A 23340-nucleotide genomic window follows, 5' to 3' on the forward strand; every position below is an offset into this window, starting at 1 on the left:
CGCGCAAAGCCATCGCCACTCAGGATTCTTTTTGAGCCGAAAGGATGTCGATAACGTAGATCAGGGTCTCGCCCTTCTTTACCGGCGGGTTAGTGCTGCCGTTCGGGTAGGCGTCAGCGGGCGGCACGATGAGCATCACCCGAGAACCGACGGTCTGCCCAATCAATCCCTTCTTCCATCCAGGAATAACGGAGTTCATGGATCCAGTCACAGGCTCACCGGAGTATCCGTCCTCAATGAGCTCCCCAGAGGACCAAGCATAAGTGCGGTACTTGACGTCGATGGAGTCATGAGCAGTAACCGCAGCTCCCTTACCCTTGATGAGGGGCTGGACGACGAGTTTATTCGGCTTGGTGGCCTTGCCGATGGTTACCGCGGGAGCACCCTGCACCTCCTTGACGGTGGGCAGACCAGCCGCCGGTTTGACGGTCTCACCCGTCGCCTTGGGCAAAGGTATGGCAACGATGTCGACGACAAAAATAAGGGAGTCACCCTTCATGATGCCAGCTTGCGGGGCACCACCTTGGGAGTCATAGCCGTCAGAGCCGGGCATCATGATGAGTACTCGGTCGCCCTGATGCTTTCCAACAAGACCCTTAGCGAATCCAGGAACCACCTGGGCCAATGGGAAGTCAGCCGTAGTGCCACGCTTATAGGAAGAGTCGAATTCCTTGCCAGTACGTCCGTTGACACCGACATAATTCACTTTGAGGGTGGCGTTCTTGTCGACCTTTTCGCCTGTGCCCTCCTTGAGGATTTTGGACTCGGTTTTAGCAATAGCTAGCGGCCAGGCTCCCTCAACCTTTGGCGCCTTGCCGTCCTCGCCAGACACCTTGATCTGGTCGAGGTTAGTGACCATAGTCGGCTTCTTCGTTGGGGAAGAGGAGGCCTTGGCGCTGGCAGAAGCGGGGGCCGAAACGCTGGAGACACTCGCCGAAGGCTTCGGACTCGACGACGACTTGTTACAGGAAGCGAGGGCCAGTGACGACACGCACAGGACGGCAGCGAGTGCCGCGGCGTTGACCAGACGATACTTGTTCGAACTCACCTGCTTGAGGTTACCCGAGCGATGCTTGAGGACAATTCCAGCCATGCGCGAGAACTCACAGTTCGACGAGGTCGAGGAGCTGGCCCAGTTCTTCATGGGTAAGTTCACGCATATCTCCGCGCCCTAACCGCTTCAATCGGACCGGGCCGATCGCGGTGCGAGACAGTCGACGCACTGGATGAGCGACCGAATCCATGATGCGACGCACAATCCGGTTGCGGCCCTCATGAAGGCTCACCTCAACCAAGGAATGCTCCTCGCCAGCCTGTACTAGGCGCACGGCGTCGGGCTTGACAGGGCCGTCTTCAAGGGTCAGCCCTTTCGAAAGGCGGCGAATGACTTTGTCATCCACGCGGCCCTCAACATCTGCCAAGTAGGTCTTGAGAACCTTGTAGGACGGGTGGGTCATCCGGTTAGCGAATTCGCCATCATTGGTCAGCAAGATGAGGCCCGAGGTCTCAGTGTCGAGACGACCGACGTGAAACAGACGGATACCGCGCGGCACTCCTTCGAGGTCGGACAGGCACGGGCGGCCTTCCGGATCGTCCATAGTAGAGACAACTCCCTGCGGCTTATTAAGTACGTAGTAGACGTGACGCCGCGCAGTCGGGATACGGGACCCATCGACCCGGATCTCATCGCGCTCAGGGTCAACACGTCGCCCCTGCTCAACGATGAGTTCACCATTGACCTCAACCCTTCCGGCCGCGATCATGTCTTCAGCAGCACGGCGGGATGCCAGACCGGCCTGGGCCAGCACCTTCTGCAGCCGGATGCCTTGCTCGTTACTCATATGTGTCCTTAAAGTATTCAGTCAGTCGTGAGGAGATGGGCGAGAGCAGAGTCCTCACCATTCTCCTCAAAATCGGCCAGGGCCATCGCCACCGAGGCACGCACAATTCTGCCTCGATCAGCATTAATGCCCTGGGATCTCATTGTCAGCCTCGCAGTCTCCAGAGCGATGAGCTCCTCCGTAGAGACGTAGACGGTGATCTTCTCATCATGGCGCACTCGCCCGCTACCAGCATGTTTCCCACGAGAGGTGGCGTCTTGAGACGTCTTGCGTGCTCTGTGTGCCTTGGACTGTTGGGGAACTTCAACTGACTGGGGTTCGTGGCTACCAACCGTTGGACGGAAAAGCTCGTTCGCCCCCGGCAGGCTCACGCGGCGCGGCATCGGGCCAGTACCTCCTTGGCCAGGTCACGGTAGGCCTGAGCTCCCGGAGATGAGGAGGCGTAGCTCGTAATGGGTTCCCCAGCGACGGTGGTCTCGGGGAACTTGATAGTGCGCTTGATAACGGTGTGGAATACGACGTCACCAAAGGCTTGTACCACCCGTTCCATGACCTCCCGGGCGTGCAGGGTACGCGGGTCGAACATGGTTCCAAGGATGCCGAGGACCTCCAAGTCGGGGTTGAGACGGTCCTGAACCTTCTCAATAGTGTCGGTGAGCAGAGCAATTCCGCGCAAGGCAAAGAACTCGCATTCCAAAGGCATGATGACGTAGTCGGAAGCGGTCAGAGCGTTGATGGTGAGCAGACCTAACGACGGTGCACAGTCGATGAGGATCATGTCGTATTCGCCGCGGATCCGGTCAATGACCCGTTTGAGGGTCTGCTCGCGGGCCACCTCGCTGACGAGCTGCACCTCAGCGGCAGACAGATCAATATTAGCCGGTAACAAGTCCATACCCTCGGTCTCAGTGGGCTGGATGACGTCATGAACGTCGTCACGAGGCGACATCAGCAGGGTGTAGATGGAATTTTCGAGAGTATGGGGGTTAATCCCCAAGCCCACCGAGAGGGAGCCCTGCGGATCGAAGTCCACCAACAGAACGCGTCGTCCGTATTCGGCCAGTCCCGCACCCAAGTTGATGGTGGTTGTTGTCTTACCGACACCACCCTTCTGGTTACACATCGAAATGACGGTGGCATGTTTCGGGCCGCCGAGAGCCGGCGTCGGCTCAGTAAGGTCAGGAAGCGGACGTCCGGTCGGACCGATCGAGTTCTCGGCAGCCTCTTCGGCCTCCCGGCCCGGACCGGGTACGCGGAACAACGGTTCGGGGGCAGTCTCGGACACGTAGTGACCTTCCTCTCGACGTCGCGGCAATATTGCTCTTCCTAACGATAGTGGGCACAACCGACAACCACACCCACCCGCAATGCTGAGCCTAGACGGCGCGAGGGTGCGACGAGCGGTAGACCTCCCTCAGGTGATCGGCCGTCACGAGGGTGTAGATCTGGGTCGTCGTCACGGACGAATGCCCCAGTAGCTCCTGCACGACACGAACATCGGCACCACCGTCCAGTAGGTGGGTGGCGTAGGAGTGTCGAAGACTGTGCGGGGATAGGTGCTCAACGTCGAGCCCGGCAGCCTCACCGGCACGACGAATGACAGCCCACGCTGACTGTCGGGACAGCCGCCGACCGCGGGTATTGAGCAGTAGGGCATGTTCCCCGTTGCCAATCTCAGCCCATGCAGGACGTCCCCTTATTAACCAGGCATCTACAGCTTTAGCGGCGTAGCTACCCAGCGGAACGATGCGCTCCTTATCCCCCTTGCCGATGAGCCTCAAACCGAGGTCAGGGTCATCCAACACGGGACGGATGTCGTCAACGTCAAGAGCACAGACCTCCGAAACTCGCGCCCCCGTACCGTAGAGCAGCTCCAGCAGGGCAGCGTCCCGTAGCCCCTCGACCGTACTGGTGTCTGGTGCAGCGAGCAAGGACTCAACTTGATCCATCGACAAGGCTTTCGGGAGCCGACGGGAACGGGTTCCTGGGGACATCCCAGCGGTGACATCGGCCTGGAGTTGCCCAGACCCCACTGCGAAACGATGCAAATTTCGTACTGCAACCACACAACGCGTCACAGACGCGGGGGCCAGGCCAATGTGATCCAGATGGCGTCGAAACTCCTCGACGTCGACACGGGTCACTTCGGCTAACGATCCGATCCCCCGCGAACCAAGGTATTCCTGGTAACGCAACAGATCACGTCGGTAGGCCTGCACCGTGTTATCGGACAGACCCCGCTCCACTACAAGGTGACGCAAGTAATCCTCGGCCTGACCGCCGACCAACGAGGTCACTCTGCGCGAACTCCGTCAATACCACCAGGACGCTCCCGAATCGGCCACGGCGCATGAGCGGGACGCAGCTCGTTAACTCGATCAGTGCGACGAGCCAGTTCCAAAGCCATCACGCCCGTCACGAGGGTGGGAGACTGGCATTGCCCGGCGTAAATTGCCTCGACAAGGTCGTCCAACGGCTCCCAACCAGCCTTCATCGACACTTCCTCGCCTTCTAGCAGGAATCCCTCGGGACGCGGTACCTCATGAAGACCCCGGGCCAGGTAAATACGCAAAGACTCCTGGCACCCGCCCGGAGTGGTGACGATGTCGACGAGAACCCGCCAATCGTCGGCCGACAACATGGCCTCCTCAGCCAATTCACGCTGGGCAGCCGCTAGAAAGTCTTCTCCCTCGACATCGAGCAGGCCAGCCGGCGGCTCGACCAACACCATGCGCACCGGGTGACGATACTGTCTGACGACCGCGACGCGATCCTGATCGTCAAGGGCGATGATGCCGACTGCGCCGGGGTGGCTCACGTATTGACGGTTGATCCGCTCCCCCGACGGGGTAATGACCGCGTCATCAATGAAATCGCACACCTGTCCCGTGGCCTTTACCTGGTGGTCAACGACCTGCCAATACTCGTCCTTATCCCAGCGCTCCTGACTCACTTGTCGGCCACCTTGGTGGAGGACTCCTTGGCCGCTCCCTTCGATGCTGCTTTGGCATGCCCGACGGCCGCTGCGACGAGTCCGCGGAACAGCGGGTGGGCGTGAGTCGGACGGGACTTGAGCTCAGGATGAGCCTGGGTGGCCACGAAGTACGGATGGGTCTGACGGTCCAACTCGACAAACTCAGCAAGGCCGCCATCGGGGGAAGTACCACTAATACGCAGCCCAGCCTGCTCCAGACGGTCACGGTAGGCGTTGTTGACCTCGTAACGGTGACGGTGGCGTTCGGTAACTGTCGTCGTGCCATACAATTCGGCGACCAGGGAGTCCTTGGCAAGCTTGGCCGGGTAGGCCCCCAGACGCATCGTTCCACCGAGATCGGCCTTGCCGGCCACTGCCTCGACCTGCTCTGCCATCGTCGCGATGACCGGATCGGGGGTTTGTGAGTCGAACTCACTGGATGCGGCATCCTTGATGCCAGCCAGATCGCGGGCAACCTCAATGACGGCGCACTGCATGCCAAGGCACAGCCCCAGGAAGGGAACCTTGTGTTCGCGGGCGTAGCGGATGGCACCGACTTTGCCCTCAACACCGCGGATCCCGAACCCGCCCGGAACGCAGATGGCATCAGCATCACGTAACTGCTGGGCAGCACCTTCGGCAGTGGCGCAGGAATCGGAGGCCACCCACACCACGTTGACCTTCGCCTTGTTGGCGAATCCGCCGGCTCGCAGCGCCTCGGTCACCGACAGGTAAGCGTCCGGCAAGTCGATGTACTTGCCGACCAAGGCCACGGTCACCTCGCTGCGCGGCTTACGGACGCGATCCAGCAGGTCGTCCCAGGTTGTCCAGTCGACGTCGCGGAAAAACAGGCTCAACTTCTGCACGACGTAGGCGTCGAGACCTTCACGGTGCAGAACCTTCGGAATGAGGTAGATCGACGGAGCGTCCGGACAGGAGACGACGGCCGGGCCCTCGACGTCGCACATGAGAGCGATCTTCGACTTGATGCCCTTGCCAATTGGACGCTCGGATCGACACACGATGGCGTCGGGCTGGATGCCGACCTCACGTAACGCGGCCACCGAATGCTGGGTGGGCTTGGTCTTCATCTCGCCGGACGGCTTGATGTAAGGAACAAGCGAGACGTGCAGGAAGAAAACATTCTCCCGGCCGATCTCGTGACGCACCTGGCGGGCGGCCTCGAGGAAAGGAAGCGACTCGATGTCGCCGACGGTGCCACCGATCTCGTGGATGACAACATCGGGATGGCCCTCCTCCATCGCCAACATACGTTCCTTGATCTCGTTAGTGATATGGGGGATCACCTGGACAGTGTCTCCCAGGTAGTCGCCCCGACGCTCCTTGGCGATGACCGCGGAGTACACCTTGCCAGTGGTCACATTGGCCTGCCCTGACAAGTTCTCGTTAAGGAAACGCTCGTAGTGGCCGATGTCGAGGTCAGTCTCCGCGCCGTCCTCGGTGACGAACACCTCGCCATGCTGGAACGGGTTCATCGTTCCCGGATCGACGTTGAGGTAAGGGTCCAGCTTCTGCATTGTGACCTTAAGGCCACGCGCCTTCAGAAGCGACCCGAGGGAGGAGGCCGTGAGCCCCTTTCCCAGGGAGGAAACGACCCCTCCAGTGACGAAAACGTGCTTGCTGCAGTGATTGTCGGTGCCCACGGACCTCCAGCCTAACCGATCACCACGACTTCGGGGCAAGCCCCCACGACCGTACCCGACTCGCGACGCTGAGGATCATAGCGCGCCTGTATGGTCAATCTCGTCTGTCAATGGAACGGCATGAAGGAGCTCTGGTGGCTGTCCATTTAGAAATGGTTATGGCGTCGAAAAGTCATTCCACAACGACCAGATCGTCAGGCATGCGCCACGACAAGGAACCATCCATCACCTCCGATGAATACCCAGGCCACGGATATTCCGGATCATAGGGATACATCATCGATATTTCGCGTCTCACGACATCCGGATCGAAGTTCATGGGCCTCGAACGTTGCTCACTGTGTATGACCGAGATGCGGCGAGAAACATCGCATCGATTCATACATCAAGTATGTACGCATTTGCTCTTAGGTGGAGGGTCGATCAGTTCCCATCCCTCCGCAACGAAGTACATTGATTCGACGTCAACTGCAATCGGAGTGGCCAGCCCCATAAGTCGGATGAGGTCAGCCATCACAAGCATCGTGTTCACGCCCGGACTCTGGACATGATGGGGCACCGGATGTGGTAATGACCGTGCATCTGCGCACAAGTCATGAGGATCGCCAGCTCGTCGGTATCGACGAATCGCCCCACGTCGACCGGGTCCAGATAGATCGCCGTTTCTATTTCAGCACTCGTCGACAGAGTCACCACCGTCGCCTCCATGATGAATGCGTTGCTCTTTTCGAAATGGTCCAGTGGTCCCATGCGCCAACGCCGTCATCAATCCATCTCACCAGCCTCGCGCAGCAGGTCATGAGCATGTTCTAGCCCGGATTCTGAGTCCACCATGCCGCTCATCATCCGAGACAGTTCGATTTCCCGATCCGATCCAGTGACCTCGCGCAGCCCCGAACTAGTGATGGCCCCGTCGGAAGCCTTAGTGATAACGACATGCGTGTCCGCGAAGGCAGCCACCTGGGCCAAGTGAGTGACAACAATGACCTGGTGCCGTCTTGCCAACTGACGCAGTCGTCGTCCGATCTCGATACCGACCGCGCCTCCGACGCCCGAATCGATCTCGTCGAAGACGAAAGTTTGCGGAACCTGGGGTTGGGCCACGACGACCTCTAAGGCCAGTCTCACTCGTGAAAGCTCTCCGCCCGAGGCGGCCTTAGCCAACGGGGCCAAATCGGAACCGGGGTTGGCCGCCAACATGATCGTCACCGAGTCAGCGCCGCGTGGCCCCATAGGTGCAGGCTCGACACGAAATTCCAGCCGGGCGTGCGGCATCGCAAGAGCAGCCAGCTCAGGACGCACCTCAGCAGCAAGCCGGACGGCCGTGCGACGGCGCACCGCGCTCATGTGGTCCGCGGATCGCCTCAACTCGAATCGCAGTTGTTCAACCTGCTGTCCCAAGAAATCGAGATCTGTCGCGCCAGGGTCAAGCTCAGCAAGTCGGTGTCGGTCTGCCGCAGTGGAGTCGAGGAGATCGTCGAGGGTGGTGGTGCGCGCCCTCAACAGCCGCTGAATAGCCGCCAAACGACCCCCCAATTCCTCAAGCCGTTGCGGATCAGCTTCAGCCCGAGCCGCATGGCCAGCGACCGAAGCAGCGAGGTCAGTGAGGTCATACGACATCTGGCGGGCGCGCTCAGCCAACTCAGCAGCGTGAGGATCAGCATCCCCAGTGCCATCCAGCTCATGTACGGCCTGTTCCAGCAAAGCAAGCGCACCCGGCTGTGGACCGGTCGACGTCTCTACCCCATTGAGCAGGACATCAGCCTTGTTCAAGGATTCCCGGATCGACTGAGCAGCCTGTAGCCCCGCCATCTCGGCGATGAGGTCGTCGTCCTCATGGGGCTTAGGATCAACAGCGTCAACCTCGCCGACCCGACGCGTAAGCACCTCGCGTTCCATCTCGGCCCCAGCGCGATCCTCGTTGAGGCGCTGAAGGCGCTGGGATGCAGCACGAAACTCCGACCACAGCTGTGCATGTCGACTTAGGTAGCCTGCCAGCTCATCTCCGGCAGCCCGGTCAACGACGTCGAGCTGCCGCGCTGCGTCGACCAACCTCACTTGTTCAGATTGGCCATGGATGGTCACCTGATCCCCGACGATGTGGGCCAGCTGACTAGCGGTAACTTGAGCTCCTCCAAGCAGCGCTCGAGAGCGACGACTCGTGATGTGTCGAGCGCAGATAACCTCGCCATCCTCGACTGTTCCGCCAAGCTCGCTGACGCGACCGGCATCAGGCGTGTCGAGGACGGCTTCGACGACGGCACGATCGCAGCCATGCCGGACCAATCCAGTGTCAGCCTTGTCGCCGAGCAGCAAACCAATACCGGTGACCACCATGGTCTTTCCGGCGCCGGTCTCGCCGGTGACTGCCGTCAGCGCGGATGAGGGTTCGAGGACCGTCTCATCGATGACGCCGAGTCCACGAATTCGCACACTACGTATCACGAAGTCTCCTCTAGGTGATGACGGTCACGACCCTGACGCCACCCGCTGACCGGGAGCTCAAACTTCTTGACCAGACGCGATGTGAAGGGCTGCGCGGCCAGACGAGCAATGCGCAGACGGTCGGGATGGCGGACGACGGTGATTCTTTCCCCCGGTCGTACGGTGCACGATCGGCGCCCGTCGCACCACAGAACCGCCGATTCTGAACCGTCTGGCTGGATGTCAAGGTCCACTCGAGCAGCTGGACTCATGACCAGCGGCCGAGCAAAGAGAGCGTGAGCGCTCAACGGCACCATGAGCATGGCATCGAGATCGGGCCACATGACCGGGCCGCCAGCTGAGAACGCGTAAGCCGTCGATCCGGTCGGGGTCGAGACCAGGATGCCGTCGCAACTCCAGCGTTGCACCGGCAACTCGTCGACAGACGCCAGAACGTCGAGCATGCGCCGCCGGGCTGCCTTTTCCAGAGACAACTCGTTGACGGCGAAAGAACTCCAACGGTGTTGTCCGGAATACTCGGTGACGGTGGTTTTAAGCACGAGGCGATCCTCAACGGTGTAGTCGCGCGAACACACCTTGTTCACTAGATCCGCCATATCGGAGCGCTCCAGCTCAGCCAGAAAACCGACATGGCCAAGGTTGACGCCAATCATGGGAACGTGGCGAGGTAATGACCATTCAGCAGCTCGCAAGATCGTGCCGTCGCCGCCAAAGACGACGACCACCTCCGCCTCGTGGGCGAACTCTCCCAAGCTTTCAAGATCGATCCCTGGCAGCTTGCTTGACATCGGCTTCGCCTGATCATCCGGAACCGCGCAACCAATGCCTCGCCCCGCCATTTCAGAGATGAATTCGGCAGCCGCGTCAAAAGCGTCGTCCCGCGTGGCATGGGTGACGACGACAACGTATCTCGAAGGGCTCGTGTCGTTCACAAGACCACAGTAGCGGCCCATGATCTGCCCGGACGTCTGTCACCGACCCGTACGTTCCAGCAAGAAGAAGTGCTCAACGTTTCCATCCTGCCCGGGCAACGGGCTATCGCACTCGTCACGCATACGCCAACCCAGATCTACCGCTGCTGCCATGACACCCGCGATGGCCTGCAAGCGCAGGGCCGGGTCCGTGACAACGCCATGGGCTCCCAAAGCCTTGCGACCAACCTCAAATTGAGGCTTCACCAGCAGCAGCATGAGGCCGTCTGGGCTGACAACAGCTGACATGGGTTCAAGGATCATCGTCAAGGAGATAAAAGAGACATCTCCGACCACGAGGTCCACCGGCTCAACAACGCCGTCAACCGCCAGGTCTGCAGGCTGAAGATCACGCAAGTTCAAGCCTTCATGAACAATGACACGGGGATCATTCCGCAGCACCGGAGACATCTGGTCATGACCAACATCGACGGCATGCACAAGTTTGGCTCCCCGTGACAGCACAACTTGGGTGAACCCGCCGGTGGACGCACCAGCATCAAGCACTCTTGACGGCACTTGGACGCCAAGGATATCCAAGGCACCTAGAAGTTTGTGTGCTCCGCGAGACACCCACACCTCTTCGTCGGCGACCAGCACGTCGGCGGTACTCACTTTCATCGCCGGTTTAGTAACGACGACTCTATTGACCGTCACTCTGCCTTCCCGCACTAGGCGTGTGGCAAGAGTGCGGGAACGTGCCAGTCCGGCTTCAACAAGGGCCTGGTCAAGTCTCACAGGGACAGACTGCCACCTCCGAGACCTTGGTGCATCCATCGGCGGCAGCCTCATCCGTCGGCGTAGCAGGTCTTCTGCCACGCAGTGTCCACAGCGTTAATCGTCGCATTGCACTCACGTCCTGCCTGCATCTGGTGTTCAGACATCATCTCGTGAGCGTCGTCGTATATCTCCCAGGTAGGATCCCGCACAAGGGGGACCGCCAACTGCTGACTAAAGCTGTAGCACCGTTGACAGTAAGGCCTACGCAGTACTGCGGACCCCGAAGAACTTCTTCACTCTGTGAATATCGATATCACGATATAGACATCAGAAAGGTTCTTCATCCCCCAACCCCCGAGCTTTGAGGGCCTCCCCAATCTCCAAAGCATGGCCGACCGCCCCTACGAACATCGGAATGAGGAACCTCCAGCTATACCGTTCCAACCCGCGTGCTTTAGCGGCGTCCCTGACCTGGCCTATGGATCCAACGAGGTACGGAATTGTGGTCCACATCAACGCAATGGTAAGTGCGAATTTCTCAGGTTTAGCACCCAACGGCCGCAGCGGCCGAGCCAAGGCCACAATGGCGTCCATGAGCGCACCGGGATCCGTGGTGCACGTCACCAGCCGGGCGATGTAGAGACAGGCCAGCAGCCCAGCAACATATATCACTCCTCGTTGCCACATCGTGAAAAAACAGTGATACGCGAGGATGAGAGCATTCGCGATCCACAACGGCACACCAATAGATAACGCCGTGCGCACCGGGATCCTGGCAACAACCAGGTTGATGACGACGGCCACCACCAGGCAGCCCAGGGAAAACCACCACTGTTTGACGAAAAAGGGGGTTACGCCGACGAGCAAAACGAGTAGGTACTTCGACCAGACTGGCATACGGTGAGCAGGACTGTTCCCAGCTCGGTATCCGCCAAAGAAGGCCGAAGCGTCAGTCTTCATCGGCTCTTATCCTGTCCACCGCGTCGAGGCACGACCCCGCCTTGACCGGACACCATCCGGGCCCGATAGTCGGCAATAACCTCCCCCGGGTCGCCGTCGTCGACAATTCGACCGTCTTCGACAGCCAGCACTCGGTCAAACGACGCCGCCAATTCCAGGTCATGGGTGCAGCACAGGATTTGCTGATCCAAGCGTTCAAAGGCGTGCCGCACCATCTCCCGGTTTCGCAGATCCAGCAGGGTTGTTGGCTCGTCGGCGAGGATGACTGATGGTTCGACGGCCAGTACGCTCGCCAGGGACACCAATTGACGTTCCCCTCCTGAGAGAGCGTGCACACTGCGTCCAGCAACGGCTTCCAGTCCCTGATCGGCAAGGATCTGCATGGCCGCTTCATGTCGTTCAAGTCGGTTACGAATCCGTTGACGAAGAGACAATTCAACATCAGCTACTGGCGTCGACATGACGAGCTGGCTCATCGGGTTGGTAAAGATGTAGCCGACGTGGCGACGGGCCGCACGACCATCCTCAGAGGGGTTAATCCCATCGACAGTGACGGTGCCATCCGTCGCCTCGACTAGCCCATTAACGAGTCTGAGAAGGGTCGACTTGCCGGCCCCATTGGGGCCGATAACGGCGACCCTACGCTCCGACACAATGAGGTTCATCGTGCTAAGAATCTTCACCCGACGGTGGCGGCCCTCAACGTCATACTCGTCAACATCAACGCTGACATTTGTGAACTCGATCACGGCATGAGCCGGGGAAAGGCAGTCAGCACCGCAGTAGCGATGAGACAAGCCAAAATCCCCTTCACCACATCGAGGCCGAACAAGACAAGATTGGCTGCCAGGGCTGCATTCAAGCTCAACTTCGCGAAGCCCATCAGCCCGAAGATGCCACCAAGATAGACGCACACTAGGTCCACTAGTGCGACGACAAAAAGCCATACCGGAAGCATCGACTTACGTGGACGTCGACGCAGCACGGAAGTAGCTACTGCACCCGCCACGAAAGCGCCGATCAGCCATCCCCATAGATACCCACCAGTGGGACCCACCAGGACGCCAATCCCGCTAGACCCACCGCTAAAGACGGGCAGTCCCAGCGCGCCGACAAGGATATATAAGCTTACCGCACATCCGCCACGGATACTTCCCAGCACCATCGGCGCCAGCATGACGGCAACCATCTGAAGGGCAAAAGGGACCGCCCCCACCATGAACATCGGCGGGATGACGGCTAGCACAGCGACGAGGGCTGCAAATACCGCGATAAGAGCCAGGTCGGTGGCCTGGAAACCATTGCGTGACGACATCGGGTTCCTTCCCATGACGAGATAGAGCGGCTGACCACATGGGCAGCCGTTGGGACCAATTGAACACCGTTCAGTGAAGCTTGTCGAAGAGCCTCCCGGCATCGTCGGGAATAGTCACATTCGACCCATAGACAAGGGCCATCATGGCGGCCACGGCATCGAGCTGCCCGCAAATATCATCGGGAGTACTCTCCGCACGGACCTCTCGGTCAGCGTGCACCGACACTATGCTCCCACCGCAACGCGCGCGGTCGCCGGACACATCGACCTCGCGCTTGGGCTCAAGCAACCCGGACAGATCGGCAGCAATATTCTGCGGCCGATCCTCAGGAGCAGCAGCTAGCACGTCAGCGACACCGTGAGAACCGGTAAAGACGAATAGCGAGTCAACATCCATCGTGTTTGCGCCACGAATGTCGGTGTCTAAACGGTCCCCAACAAAGATTGGTGAGGTAGACCTTAATCGGGAAATGGTGGCCTCCAACAACGGGCGGTAGGGCTTTCCGGCGATAACTGGCTCGGCATTGCACGTAGTAGCGACGACTTGGAGCTGAGCACCTATCCCCGGGACAATGCCGCGATCCGTTGGACGAGTGATGTCTGGATTAGCGGCATACCACATCGCGCCCGCCTGCAAGGCGAATCCTGCCTCCTCGAGCAATGGCCAGGCAATCTGTGAGTCGTACCCCTGGATGACGGCGACAGGATCATCCCTAGCGGACTCGACCGGCTGCAACCCGCGTGCCCGCGCCTCATCGCGTAACGATTCCGTCCCGACGATGAGCACCCTGGCGCCAGCAGGCAATGTATCGGCAGCGAGATCAGAAATCGCCTGTCCTGAGGTGACGACGTCGCTAGGCTCGGTCGGGATACCGATGTCGGTCAGGTGTTGAGCTACAACCTCAGCCGAACGAGCGGCATTATTGGTGACGAAGCCGACCTTGACCCCGCGACGCCGTAATTCGGCAATGGTGTCAGGTGCTGCAGGAACCGGGTCCGGCCCCAGGTAGACCACTCCATCTAAGTCAAAGAGGGCAGCGTCATGTTCATCAATGAGGGCATCGCTCACTGGTCTGTCTCCTCGCCCTCATTGTCGTCTTCGATGAAGAGCATGTCGTCAGCAGGGTCCCCGCTTGGCTCTCGACCATCAATGATGTCAATGCGGTCCTGGCTGTCGAGGAAGTTGGCAGGATCGTGTCTCTGGGCTGAGACGAACCATTTTCGAGCGCCAGCTGTGTCACCCTCCTCCAACAGCGTCTCGGCGTAGGCGTAGTGCAGGCGCGCAGTCGCCTCAGTAGGAGCTTTAAGGTTTTTGACGGCTTCACGAAGCAGGCGAACAGCCTCATCTCTCTGGCCAAGATCACGACGTGCACCGGCTTGCACAAGCACGAGCTCGATCTGCTGGGCTGGGTTAAGACCCGCCTCCTGCCCTTCACAGATGAGCCGAAGAGCTGCCTGCGGGCGTCCTAGCGCACGCTCACAGTCCGCTATCACTGGAAGGAAGTTGTCGTTACCAGTCATACGTCGAAGCGCACGGTAGTCATTGAGGGCAGAGGCATACTCGCCCGCCTGATATGCGGCCTCGGCAGCCACTTCGCGCAGGATGGGCAGACGCGGGGCGCGTCGACGAGCGGCCTGAGCGTGGGCATTTGCCTGAGCCGGGTCCTCGTCGAGAAGTTCAGCAGCAGCAACCAGATGACCCTCAATGATGTGAGCGGTGTCGGCTGGGACACCACGCAACTCAGCACGCACCGGTGCCGGAAGAGCTTTCTCATCGAAGTCCAGTGGAGCCATCGGTTCACCGGATGCGGGCGTTTCGGTGGGTTGGACGGCAGTGTTATCGACCGAGCGATCATCGCGATGGCCGTCGCCGCGCCCATCCTTCCGAACGTCACGGCGACTGTCGTGCTGATCCTTGTCGTCCCACCGATTCCCACGAAAATCTCGACGACGCTGATCGTCTCGACGAGAGTCACGGTCATCACGCCAACGACGGTCTGCGTCACCTTTGCGCTGTGGTTTACGATCATCGTCCCAGCGACGCCCGCCATCGCGCCGTGGCTTGCGGTCATCAGCCCAGCGACGCCCGCTGTCTCCCCCGCGACGCTCATGGTCACCACGACGGTCACGGGACTTAGAGGTCCAACCGCCGCGTCCGCCAGACTTACTGGACCATCCGTTGCGGCCCGGGCCTCGACGGCCTCCGCCAGATCGACCATTATTAGGGGAGGAAGAATCTGCCATGCTGACATTCTCCCGCACAGATGGGCCTCATGGCGAACCGACCGGGACACCCCCGACGCGTAGACGTCGGGGAATAGCAGAGCCATCATGAACGATAGGACGCATCTATCGCCGGATTCAGACCACTTCTCTAACACACAGCAGATGCCGAGTAGACACGAGCGTCGGAAAAGGGGTCCATCAACAAACCGCACGTCTCTTGCGGGAAATCTTGGGTAAGCGTTCTTACGATTTCCCTACCAAGCTATAAGCAGTACGACGACCTCGTCTCCGGCTGGTCGTAGTGCTAGCGCGCCGAGCAGTTAGTGTTGGTGTGGTGGTTTCAGTGAGTGTTAGGACACGCTAGCCATGCCTCCCACGTGGCATGGTTACATAATCTGGTGGTGTGGTGTCAGGCCACACTCGTATTCCCCTACACCCGGGCCTGGTTATGTCTAGCAATAATGCGACCTATAGTCTGGCTGGGGCCTGGGCGTGTGGGTATGCGTGTGTGGGTGTATCACCCCTCCAGCCAGTCTGGCTGGAGGGGTGATACACCCACACACGCATACTCCTTCCCCCCTGGGGGAAGGAACAGTATAAGTATTCCGGCAGCGTCTTACTCTCCCACACGATCCCTCGTGCAGTACCATCAGCGTTGGAAGGCTTAACGACCGGGTTCGGAATGGGACCGGGTGTTTCCCTTCCACTATGGCCACCGGAAAACCTGAAAACCATACAGTAGAACACATACATTAAACGGCGCAACCCGTGAAGGGGCTGGGAGCCGTATAGTGGATACGAGTCACGCGCACACACGCGTATGGTGTTAATGAAAGTCCTCGGTCTATTAGTACCAGTCAGCTCCACACCTTACGATGCGTCCACGTCTGGCCTATCAACCCGATCATCTCTCGGGGACCTTACCAGGAACACTCCTGTGGGAACCCTTATCTTGAAGCGTGCTTCCCGCTTAGATGCTTTCAGCGGTTATCACAACCCGACGTAGCCAACCAGCCATGCTCTTGGCAGAACAACTGGCACACCAGAGGTCAGTCCGTCTCGGTCCTCTCGTACTAAAGACAGCCCTTCTCAAGATTCCTCCGCGCGCAGCGGATAGGGACCGAACTGTCTCACGACGTTCTGAACCCAGCTCGCGTGCCGCTTTAATGGGCGAACAGCCCAACCCTTGGGACCGACTCCAGCCCCAGGATGCGACGAGCCGACATCGAGGTGCCAAACCATGCCGTCGCTATGAGCGCTCGGGCAAGATCAGCCTGTTATCCCCGGGGTACCTTTTATCCGTTGAGTGACGGCGCATCCACAAGCCACCGTCAGATCACTAGTCCCGACTTTCGTCCCTGCTCGACCTGTCAGTCTCACAGTCAAGCCCCCTTGTGCACTTACACTCACCACCTGATTACCAACCAGGCTGAGGGAACCTTTGGGCGCCTCCGTTACCCTTTAGGAGGCGACCGCCCCAGTCAAACTACCCATCAGGCACTGTCCTTGAACCGGATCACGGTCCACAGTGAGATAACCAGAACAATCAGAGTGGTATTTCACCAACGACTCCACCACCACTAGCGTGGCCGCATCAACGTCTCCCACCTATCCTACACAAACCGTCCCAATCACCAATACCAAACTATAGTAAAGGTCCCGGGGTCTTTCCGTCCTGCTGCGCGTAACGAGCATCTTTACTCGTAATGCAATTTCACCGAGTTCATGGTGGAGACAGTAGGGAAATCGTTACTCCATTCGTGCAGGTCGGAACTTACCCGACAAGGAATTTCGCTACCTTAGGATGGTTATAGTTACCACCGCCGTTTACTGGGGCTTAAGTTCACCGCTACGCATACACTCACAGTTCCCCTTAACCTTCCAGCACCGGGCAGGAGTCAGTCCGTATACATCGTCTTACGACTTCGCACGGACCTGTGTTTTTGGTAAACAGTCGTTTCCCCCTGGACTCTGCGCCCCTCACCGCCACCACACCGCACGGGTGCACGACAGCTCAGGTCCCCCTTATCCCAAAGTTACGGGGGCATTTTGCCGAGTTCCTTCACCACGATTCACTCGATCGCCTCGGTATACTCTACCTATCCACCAGTGTCGGTTTAGGGTACGGGCGGACCCGCCACCTCGCTCACGAAGCTTTTCTCGACAGTACAGGATCACTCACTCACCCACAACCATGGGCTCCCCATCATGCCTCAACCTTCACGCCCAGCGGATTTACCTACCAGACAGTCCACACACTTAGCCCCGGACAACCATCACCGGGGATGAGCTACCTCACTGCGTCCCTCCGCAGCTTGCCTACTACATGATCGGTTCACACACTCACCCACCCCAGAAGCATCAAAAACACTCCCAAGACAAGCTCACATGCTTAGCATCACACACCTCGACACGGACGGTGACAAGCCGGTACCAGAATATCAACTGGTTACCCATCGACTACGCCTGTCGGCCTCGCCTTAGGACCCGACTCACCCAGGGCAGACAAACTTGACCCTGGAACCCTTGGATAATCGGCGGACGGGATTCCCACCCGTCACACGCTACTCATGCCTGCATTCTCACTCGCATCAACTCCACCACACAGTCACCCGGCAGCTTCACCACTGACACGACGCTCCCCTACCCAACCACACAGGTTGCCACAGCTTCGGCGGATAACTTAAGCCCCGCTACATTATCGGCGCGGAATCACTTGACCAGTGAGCTATTACGCACTCTTTCAAGGATGGCTGCTTCCAAGCCAACCTCCTGGTTGTCTACGCAACTCCACATCCTTTCCCACTGAGTCACCACTTAGGGGCCTTAGCTGATGATCTGGGCTGTTTCCCTCTCGACGACGAAGCTTATCCCCCGCCGTCTCACTGCCACGCTACACTTGCCAGCATTCGGAGTTTGGCTGATTTCGGTAAGCCGATAAGCCCCCTAGACCATCCAGTGCTCTACCTCCAACAAGAACCACGCAACGCTGCACCTAAATGCATTTCGGGGAGAACCAGCTATCACGGTGTTTGATTGGCCTTTCACCCCTATCCACAACTCATCCCCTCCATTTTCAACTGAAGTGGGTTCGGACCTCCACGACGTCTTACCGACGCTTCATCCTGGCCATGGATAGATCACACCGCTTCGGGTCTAGAACACGCGACTCACGCCCTTATCGGACTCGCTTTCGCTACGACTCCCCCACCACGGGTTAACCTCGCCACGCATCACTAACTCGCAGGCTCATTCTTCAAAAGGCACGCCATCACCACACAGGCTCTGACGGCTTGCATGCGACCGGTTTCAGGAACTCTTTCACTCCCCTCCCGGGGTACTTTTCACCCTTCCCTCACGGTACTCATCCACTATCGGTCACCAAGGAGTATTTAGGCTTGACGGGTGGTCCCGCCAGATTCACGCGAAATTCCACGAGTCCCACGCTACTCGGGGCAACCCCACACCAGTGCCACGCTTACAGTTACAGGACTCTCACCCACTCCGGTACGCCTTCCCAGACGCTTCACCTTCACGCAACATTTCTCACTGGCCAATCCTGCGGCAGCAGAACCACAAGGCCCCCACAACCCCGCACATGCAACACCTGCCGGCTTGAACACACACACGGTTTAGCCTCCTCCGCTTTCGCTCGCCACTACTCACGGAATCACACTTGTTTTCTCTTCCTACGGGTACTAAGATGTTTCACTTCCCCGCGTTACCACCCACACCCCTATACATTCAGGGCAGGGCCACCGGACACTACTCCGGACATTCCAGGTTTCCCCATTCGGACACCCCCGGATCACAGCTCGCTCACCAACTCCCCAGGGCTTATCGCAGGTCACAACGTCCTTCATCGGCTCTTGGTGCCAAGGCATCCACCGATCGCACTACACAACTTTGCACAACACCACGTCGCACAAACACATACAACAATAAAGATACTCGCATCCACTATACAGTTCTCAACCACCACACGAACACCACACCACGCACACACGCACGCAACACAGCACCGCACAGGCCACCACACATGTGATACCCCACAACCCAACAGCATGCCCTCAACCCCACCCATCACAGGCAGGACGCCAACATTCCACTCACAAAAACTCCTTAGAAAGGAGGTGATCCAGCCGCACCTTCCGGTACGGCTACCTTGTTACGACTTAGTCCTAATCACCAGTCCCACCTTCGACGGCTCCCCCACAACGGTTAGGCCACCGGCTTCGGGTGTTACCAACTTTCATGACTTGACGGGCGGTGTGTACAAGCCCCGGGAACGTATTCACCGCAGCGTTGCTGATCTGCGATTACTAGCGACTCCGACTTCATGAGGTCGAGTTGCAGACCCCAATCCGAACTGAGACCGGCTTTCCGAGATTCGCTCACCCTCACAGGCTCGCCACTCTCTGTACCAGCCATTGTAGCATGCGTGAAGCCCTGGACATAAGGGGCATGATGACTTGACGTCATCCCCACCTTCCTCCGAGTTGACCCCGGCGGTCTCCACTGAGTCCCCACCATAACGTGCTGGCAACAGTGAACAAGGGTTGCGCTCGTTGCGGGACTTAACCCAACATCTCACGACACGAGCTGACGACAGCCATGCACCACCTGTGAACCGACCCCAAAAGAGGCACACCCATCTCTGAGCACTCCCGATCCATGTCAAACCCAGGTAAGGTTCTACGCGTTGCATCGAATTAATCCGCATGCTCCGCCGCTTGTGCGGGGCCCCGTCAATTCCTTTGAGTTTTAGCCTTGCGGCCGTACTCCCCAGGCGGGGTACTTAAAGCGTTAGCTACGGCACGGAACCCGTGGAATGGACCCCACACCTAGTACCCACCGTTTACAGCGTGGACTACCAGGGTATCTAAGCCTGTTCGCTCCCCACGCTTTCGCTCCTCAGCGTCAGGAAAGGCCCAGAGAACCGCCTTCGCCACTGGTGTTCCTCCTGATATCTGCGCATTCCACCGCTCCACCAGGAATTCCATTCTCCCCTACCTTCCTCAAGTCAACCCGTATCGAAAGCACGCTCAGGGTTAAGCCCCAAGATTACACTTCCGACGCGATCAACCACCTACGAGCCCTTTACGCCCAATAAATCCGGACAACGCTCGCACCCTACGTATCACCGCGGCTGCTGGCACGTAGTTAGCCGGTGCTTCTTTACCCATTACCGTCACTCACGCTTCGTCACAGGCGAAAGCGGTTTACAACCCGAAGGCCGTCATCCCGCACGCGGCGTTGCTGCATCAGGCTTCCGCCCATTGTGCAATATTCCCCACTGCTGCCTCCCGTAGGAGTCTGGGCCGTATCTCAGTCCCAATGTGGCCGGTCACCCTCTCAGGCCGGCTACCCGTCAAAGCCTTGGTAAGCCACTACCCCACCAACAAGCTGATAAGCCGCGAGTCCATCCCCAACCGCCGAAACTTTCCAACCCCCACCATGCAGCAGGAGCTCCTATCCGGTATTAGCCCCAGTTTCCTGAAGTTATCCCAAAGTCAAGGGCAGGTTACTCACGTGTTACTCACCCGTTCGCCACTCGAGCACCCCACAAAAGCAGGGCCTTTCCGTTCGACTTGCATGTGTTAAGCACGCCGCCAGCGTTCGTCCTGAGCCAGGATCAAACTCTCCAATGAAAAAATATCACCCACCCACACACGCACACACAGCACGCACACAGGCAACAGTGACACCACGAAGAATCCAATACACTAACCCCAAACACTAACCAAAAAATATTCAGTCACATGTCCAGAATCACAAAGGAATCATAAACAAATCCGACACATCCACAACAAACAGATGCATCAAAAACTATTGACTATCAAAGACACACTGTTGAGTTCTCAAACATCACACCCACCACAACAATCCCCACACAAACCATGCAGAAACCATCACAAGGCGACCCGACCAACCCTACCACACCAACCCCGAAACCACAAAACCACGATCCCAGAACCAGCCAGCAGAACCAGCCAACCACACCACCACCAAAGCAGCAGCCCGGAAAACCATACCGGAACCCTCCCCCGCCGTCAAACCCGACAAGAAAACATCCCAAACACAGCCACCACCAAGAACCACACACGCAGCCCCCAACGGCCCAACACACACTACACACACCCCCACCACCAACACAAACCCACAAAACAGCCGAGGCGCTTGTCTGGCACGCATCTGCGGGTACACAAAATCGTCCGGGGACCGCCCAACTAGCGGCCCCCGGACGGATCATGATCAGGACAGGTCAGCGAGTCAGAGCACCCACAGTCTTCTTTCCACGGCGGACCAGGGCGACACGGCCACATAGGAAGTCGTCGTCAGTCAGACGCTGATCAGGATCGGCGACTTTAACATTGTTGAGGTAAGCCCCACCCTCGGCGACAGCACGCCTGCCCGCAGACTTGGTGTCAACCACACCAGCGGCAACCATCGCGCCAACCACTGTCGGGTACTCGCCACCTTCATGATGGGCGGCACCGAGCTCGTCAGACAGAGAGAGCACCGTCCGCTCATCGAGGTCGCGCAACTCGCCACGTCCGAAGATGGCCTGGGCTGCAGCCTCGGCAGCCTTGCGCTGCTCCACACCATGCACCAGATCGGTCAGGTCGTCCGCAAGGCAATGCTGAGCCGCTCTACGCCACGGTTCCTCCTCAGTCTTACGGGCAAGATCCTCAATCTCCTCCCGAGAACGAGGGCTAAAGATTTTGAGGTACTCAATGACCTTTGAGTCCTCCGCGTTGAGGAAGAATTGATGAAAGGCATAGGCGCTCGTCAACTCAGGATCCACCCATACCGTCCCAGACTCCGTCTTGCCGTACTTGGTACCGTCGGCCTTAGTAATCAACGGAGTCACCAACCCATGGACAACGTCACCGGTCGTCTTGCGAATGAACTCAGCACCGGCAGTGATGTTTCCCCACTGATCCTGAGCACCCGTTTGTAACGTACAGCCATAGCGTTTATGAAGTTCGTAGAAGTCCAGCGACTGCAACAGGACGTAGCTGAACTCCGTGTATGAGATACCGCTTTCTAGTCGTCGGGCAACGACGTCGCGGGCGAGCATACGGTTGACTGAGAAATGCTTGCCGACGTCGCGCAGCAAGTCTAGGGCTGTGTACTTAACCGTCCAGTCGTAATTATTGACGATCTGAGCAGCATTCCGGCCGTCAGTATCGACATACTTGCTCACCTGGTCCTTGATCGACTCCACCCACTCAGCAACGACTTCCCGATCGTTCATATGTCGCTCGCCGGTCATCTTAGGATCACCAATAAGACCGGTCGCCCCACCGACGAGGAGCAACGGCTTATGGCCGCGTTCCTGGAGGGCTCGCACCAGCATCAACTGGACAAGATGGCCAATATGGAGGCTTTTGGCGGTCGGATCAAAGCCCACATAGAAGGTGACGGGTCCTTGGGCGAGGTGAGCCTCCAACGCCTCACGGTCGGTGGAGTCAGCGACGAGGCCCCTCCACTCCAGGTCGTCCAACAGATCCGACACGTCATTTTCCTCTCGTCAACGACCTCGTGCGAAGCCGACTGACTATAAGTCTAGCGATGGGCCCGACCAGACAGTCTGTGTGTTCACGCAAATTCCTCACGCACCGAGCGCGACAGGATCTCAGCCGGCACCCCCGTCACGGCCATTTGCGAAAAGGCATCCGCAAGTTCTCCTGCATCCACCCCAATAGCACATATCAACGCGATAGTGTCATCTCCAGCAATCGTCCCCAACACGATGTCCAGACCTGCCTTATCAATGGCCGATCCGTAATACTGGGCCGCACCTGGTGGCGTTTTCAGGACGACCAAGTACTCGTTGTTCCGTACCCCGGTACACAGTTCCTTGGTCATCCTTGCTAACTTGACCCACGCCGGCGATCCTGTCGTCACATCGGAGGGATGCTCGCCCTCGGGAATCGAATAACACGGGTTCCCAGCATGATCACGTCCACGCACAGCACCAATCTCAACCAAATCACGTGACAACGTGCCTTGAGAGGCCACAAAACCCTCAGAAGCAAGGATCTCCCCTAGCTCAGCTTGGGAGGAGATTCGTCCCTCCTCAATTAAGGCGCGAATCCGGGCATGCCGCGCCGTACGTGAGGTCGGTGCACACTGCCCCTCACTCATCGAACCCCCTCGGTTACGCCCATCAGGAGCGCCTACTAAACATTCACCTAGCTACATATATGTACCATGG

Annotated in this window: 20 protein-coding genes and 3 rRNA genes; 1 reads left to right on the top strand and 22 read right to left on the bottom strand. The window is 58.5% G+C overall.

Annotation, left to right across the window (positions count from 1 at the left end):
* Window positions 1–19 precede the first annotated feature (19 nt).
* Complete coding sequence (locus tag CPA42_RS07480) at window positions 20–991, bottom strand: FKBP-type peptidyl-prolyl cis-trans isomerase (RefSeq protein WP_306387844.1); 972 nt, start codon at window positions 989–991, stop codon at window positions 20–22.
* On the opposite strand from CPA42_RS07480, the gene CPA42_RS07485 reads away from it, so the two are divergent.
* A complete protein-coding gene (locus CPA42_RS07485; RefSeq protein WP_306387845.1) occupies window positions 891–1175 on the top strand; it encodes a hypothetical protein in 285 nt (94 codons plus the stop codon). The genes CPA42_RS07480 and CPA42_RS07485 overlap by 101 nt on opposite strands.
* Here CPA42_RS07485 and CPA42_RS07490 read toward each other — a convergent pair.
* The 21 genes from CPA42_RS07490 to CPA42_RS07585 form a co-directional block, all read right to left on the bottom strand.
* Window positions 1104–1841 carry a pseudouridine synthase gene (locus CPA42_RS07490; protein ID WP_002516481.1) on the bottom strand — a complete coding sequence of 246 codons (738 nt, stop codon included), beginning with the start codon at window positions 1839–1841 and terminating at the stop codon, window positions 1104–1106. The two genes, CPA42_RS07485 and CPA42_RS07490, sit on opposite strands and share 72 nt — an antisense overlap.
* A 17-nt stretch (window positions 1842–1858) precedes the next feature.
* The gene (locus CPA42_RS07495) at window positions 1859–2224 is read right to left on the bottom strand and encodes a hypothetical protein (RefSeq protein WP_002516502.1); all 366 of its coding nucleotides are present in this window, start codon (window positions 2222–2224) and stop codon (window positions 1859–1861) included.
* On the bottom strand, window positions 2209–3126 hold the full coding sequence (locus CPA42_RS07500) for a ParA family protein (protein ID WP_002519394.1): 918 nt from the start codon (window positions 3124–3126) through the stop codon (window positions 2209–2211). Before CPA42_RS07500 ends, CPA42_RS07495 begins: the two co-directional genes overlap by 16 nt.
* A gap of 91 nt (window positions 3127–3217) precedes the next feature.
* Complete coding sequence (locus CPA42_RS07505; protein WP_002516497.1) at window positions 3218–4138, bottom strand: site-specific tyrosine recombinase XerD; 921 nt, start codon at window positions 4136–4138, stop codon at window positions 3218–3220.
* A complete protein-coding gene (locus CPA42_RS07510) occupies window positions 4135–4794 on the bottom strand; it encodes an NUDIX domain-containing protein (RefSeq protein WP_002516495.1) in 660 nt (219 codons plus the stop codon). Before CPA42_RS07510 ends, CPA42_RS07505 begins: the two co-directional genes overlap by 4 nt.
* Window positions 4791–6479 carry a CTP synthase gene (locus CPA42_RS07515; RefSeq protein ID WP_002516490.1) on the bottom strand — a complete coding sequence of 563 codons (1689 nt, stop codon included), beginning with the start codon at window positions 6477–6479 and terminating at the stop codon, window positions 4791–4793. The genes CPA42_RS07510 and CPA42_RS07515 overlap by 4 nt, the downstream gene beginning before the upstream one ends.
* A 528-nt stretch (window positions 6480–7007) precedes the next feature.
* Window positions 7008–7229, bottom strand: coding sequence for a hypothetical protein (locus CPA42_RS07520; protein ID WP_002516479.1), 222 nt, complete (start codon window positions 7227–7229; stop codon window positions 7008–7010).
* Between the two features lie 15 nt (window positions 7230–7244).
* Window positions 7245–8924, bottom strand: a complete 1680-nt coding sequence (gene recN / locus CPA42_RS07525) for a DNA repair protein RecN (protein WP_002516480.1) — start codon at window positions 8922–8924, stop codon at window positions 7245–7247.
* A complete protein-coding gene (locus CPA42_RS07530) occupies window positions 8921–9877 on the bottom strand; it encodes an NAD kinase (RefSeq protein WP_002519392.1) in 957 nt (318 codons plus the stop codon). Before CPA42_RS07530 ends, recN begins: the two co-directional genes overlap by 4 nt.
* 18 nt (window positions 9878–9895) lie before the next feature.
* Window positions 9896–10687 (bottom strand): TlyA family RNA methyltransferase, encoded by a 792-nt coding sequence (locus tag CPA42_RS07535; protein WP_073842153.1) that lies wholly within the window; start codon window positions 10685–10687, stop codon window positions 9896–9898.
* A 255-nt stretch (window positions 10688–10942) separates the two neighbouring features.
* On the bottom strand, window positions 10943–11575 hold the full coding sequence (locus tag CPA42_RS07540; RefSeq protein WP_002516509.1) for an energy-coupling factor transporter transmembrane component T family protein: 633 nt from the start codon (window positions 11573–11575) through the stop codon (window positions 10943–10945).
* Window positions 11572–12324: an energy-coupling factor ABC transporter ATP-binding protein gene (locus tag CPA42_RS07545; RefSeq protein WP_002516487.1), complete on the bottom strand. Its 753-nt coding sequence runs from the start codon at window positions 12322–12324 to the stop codon at window positions 11572–11574. The genes CPA42_RS07540 and CPA42_RS07545 overlap by 4 nt, the downstream gene beginning before the upstream one ends.
* Window positions 12321–12905: a biotin transporter BioY gene (locus CPA42_RS07550; protein ID WP_002519389.1), complete on the bottom strand. Its 585-nt coding sequence runs from the start codon at window positions 12903–12905 to the stop codon at window positions 12321–12323. The genes CPA42_RS07545 and CPA42_RS07550 overlap by 4 nt, the downstream gene beginning before the upstream one ends.
* Before the next feature lie 55 nt (window positions 12906–12960).
* Complete coding sequence (locus CPA42_RS07555; RefSeq protein ID WP_002516514.1) at window positions 12961–13959, bottom strand: HAD-IIA family hydrolase; 999 nt, start codon at window positions 13957–13959, stop codon at window positions 12961–12963.
* On the bottom strand, window positions 13956–15134 hold the full coding sequence (locus tag CPA42_RS13570; RefSeq protein WP_014598571.1) for a tetratricopeptide repeat protein: 1179 nt from the start codon (window positions 15132–15134) through the stop codon (window positions 13956–13958). The genes CPA42_RS07555 and CPA42_RS13570 overlap by 4 nt, the downstream gene beginning before the upstream one ends.
* Window positions 15135–15719: 585 nt before the next feature.
* Window positions 15720–15836: ribosomal RNA gene (gene rrf, locus CPA42_RS07565) — 5S ribosomal RNA — on the bottom strand.
* A gap of 108 nt (window positions 15837–15944) precedes the next feature.
* Window positions 15945–19027, bottom strand: a 23S ribosomal RNA gene (locus CPA42_RS07570).
* 215 nt (window positions 19028–19242) lie between these two features.
* Window positions 19243–20767, bottom strand: a 16S ribosomal RNA gene (locus CPA42_RS07575).
* The 16S, 23S and 5S rRNA genes sit together here, the layout of an rRNA operon.
* Before the next feature lie 283 nt (window positions 20768–21050).
* Complete coding sequence (locus CPA42_RS13405) at window positions 21051–21182, bottom strand: hypothetical protein (protein ID WP_002532337.1); 132 nt, start codon at window positions 21180–21182, stop codon at window positions 21051–21053.
* A 199-nt stretch (window positions 21183–21381) separates the two neighbouring features.
* The gene (gene tyrS, locus CPA42_RS07580) at window positions 21382–22638 is read right to left on the bottom strand and encodes a tyrosine--tRNA ligase (protein ID WP_002514214.1); all 1257 of its coding nucleotides are present in this window, start codon (window positions 22636–22638) and stop codon (window positions 21382–21384) included.
* An 83-nt stretch (window positions 22639–22721) separates the two neighbouring features.
* Window positions 22722–23270, bottom strand: a complete 549-nt coding sequence (locus tag CPA42_RS07585; protein ID WP_002516127.1) for an arginine repressor — start codon at window positions 23268–23270, stop codon at window positions 22722–22724.
* Window positions 23271–23340: the final 70 nt, after the last annotated feature.

This window comes from Cutibacterium acnes (assembly GCF_003030305.1).
Lineage (GTDB): Bacteria > Actinomycetota > Actinomycetes > Propionibacteriales > Propionibacteriaceae > Cutibacterium > Cutibacterium acnes.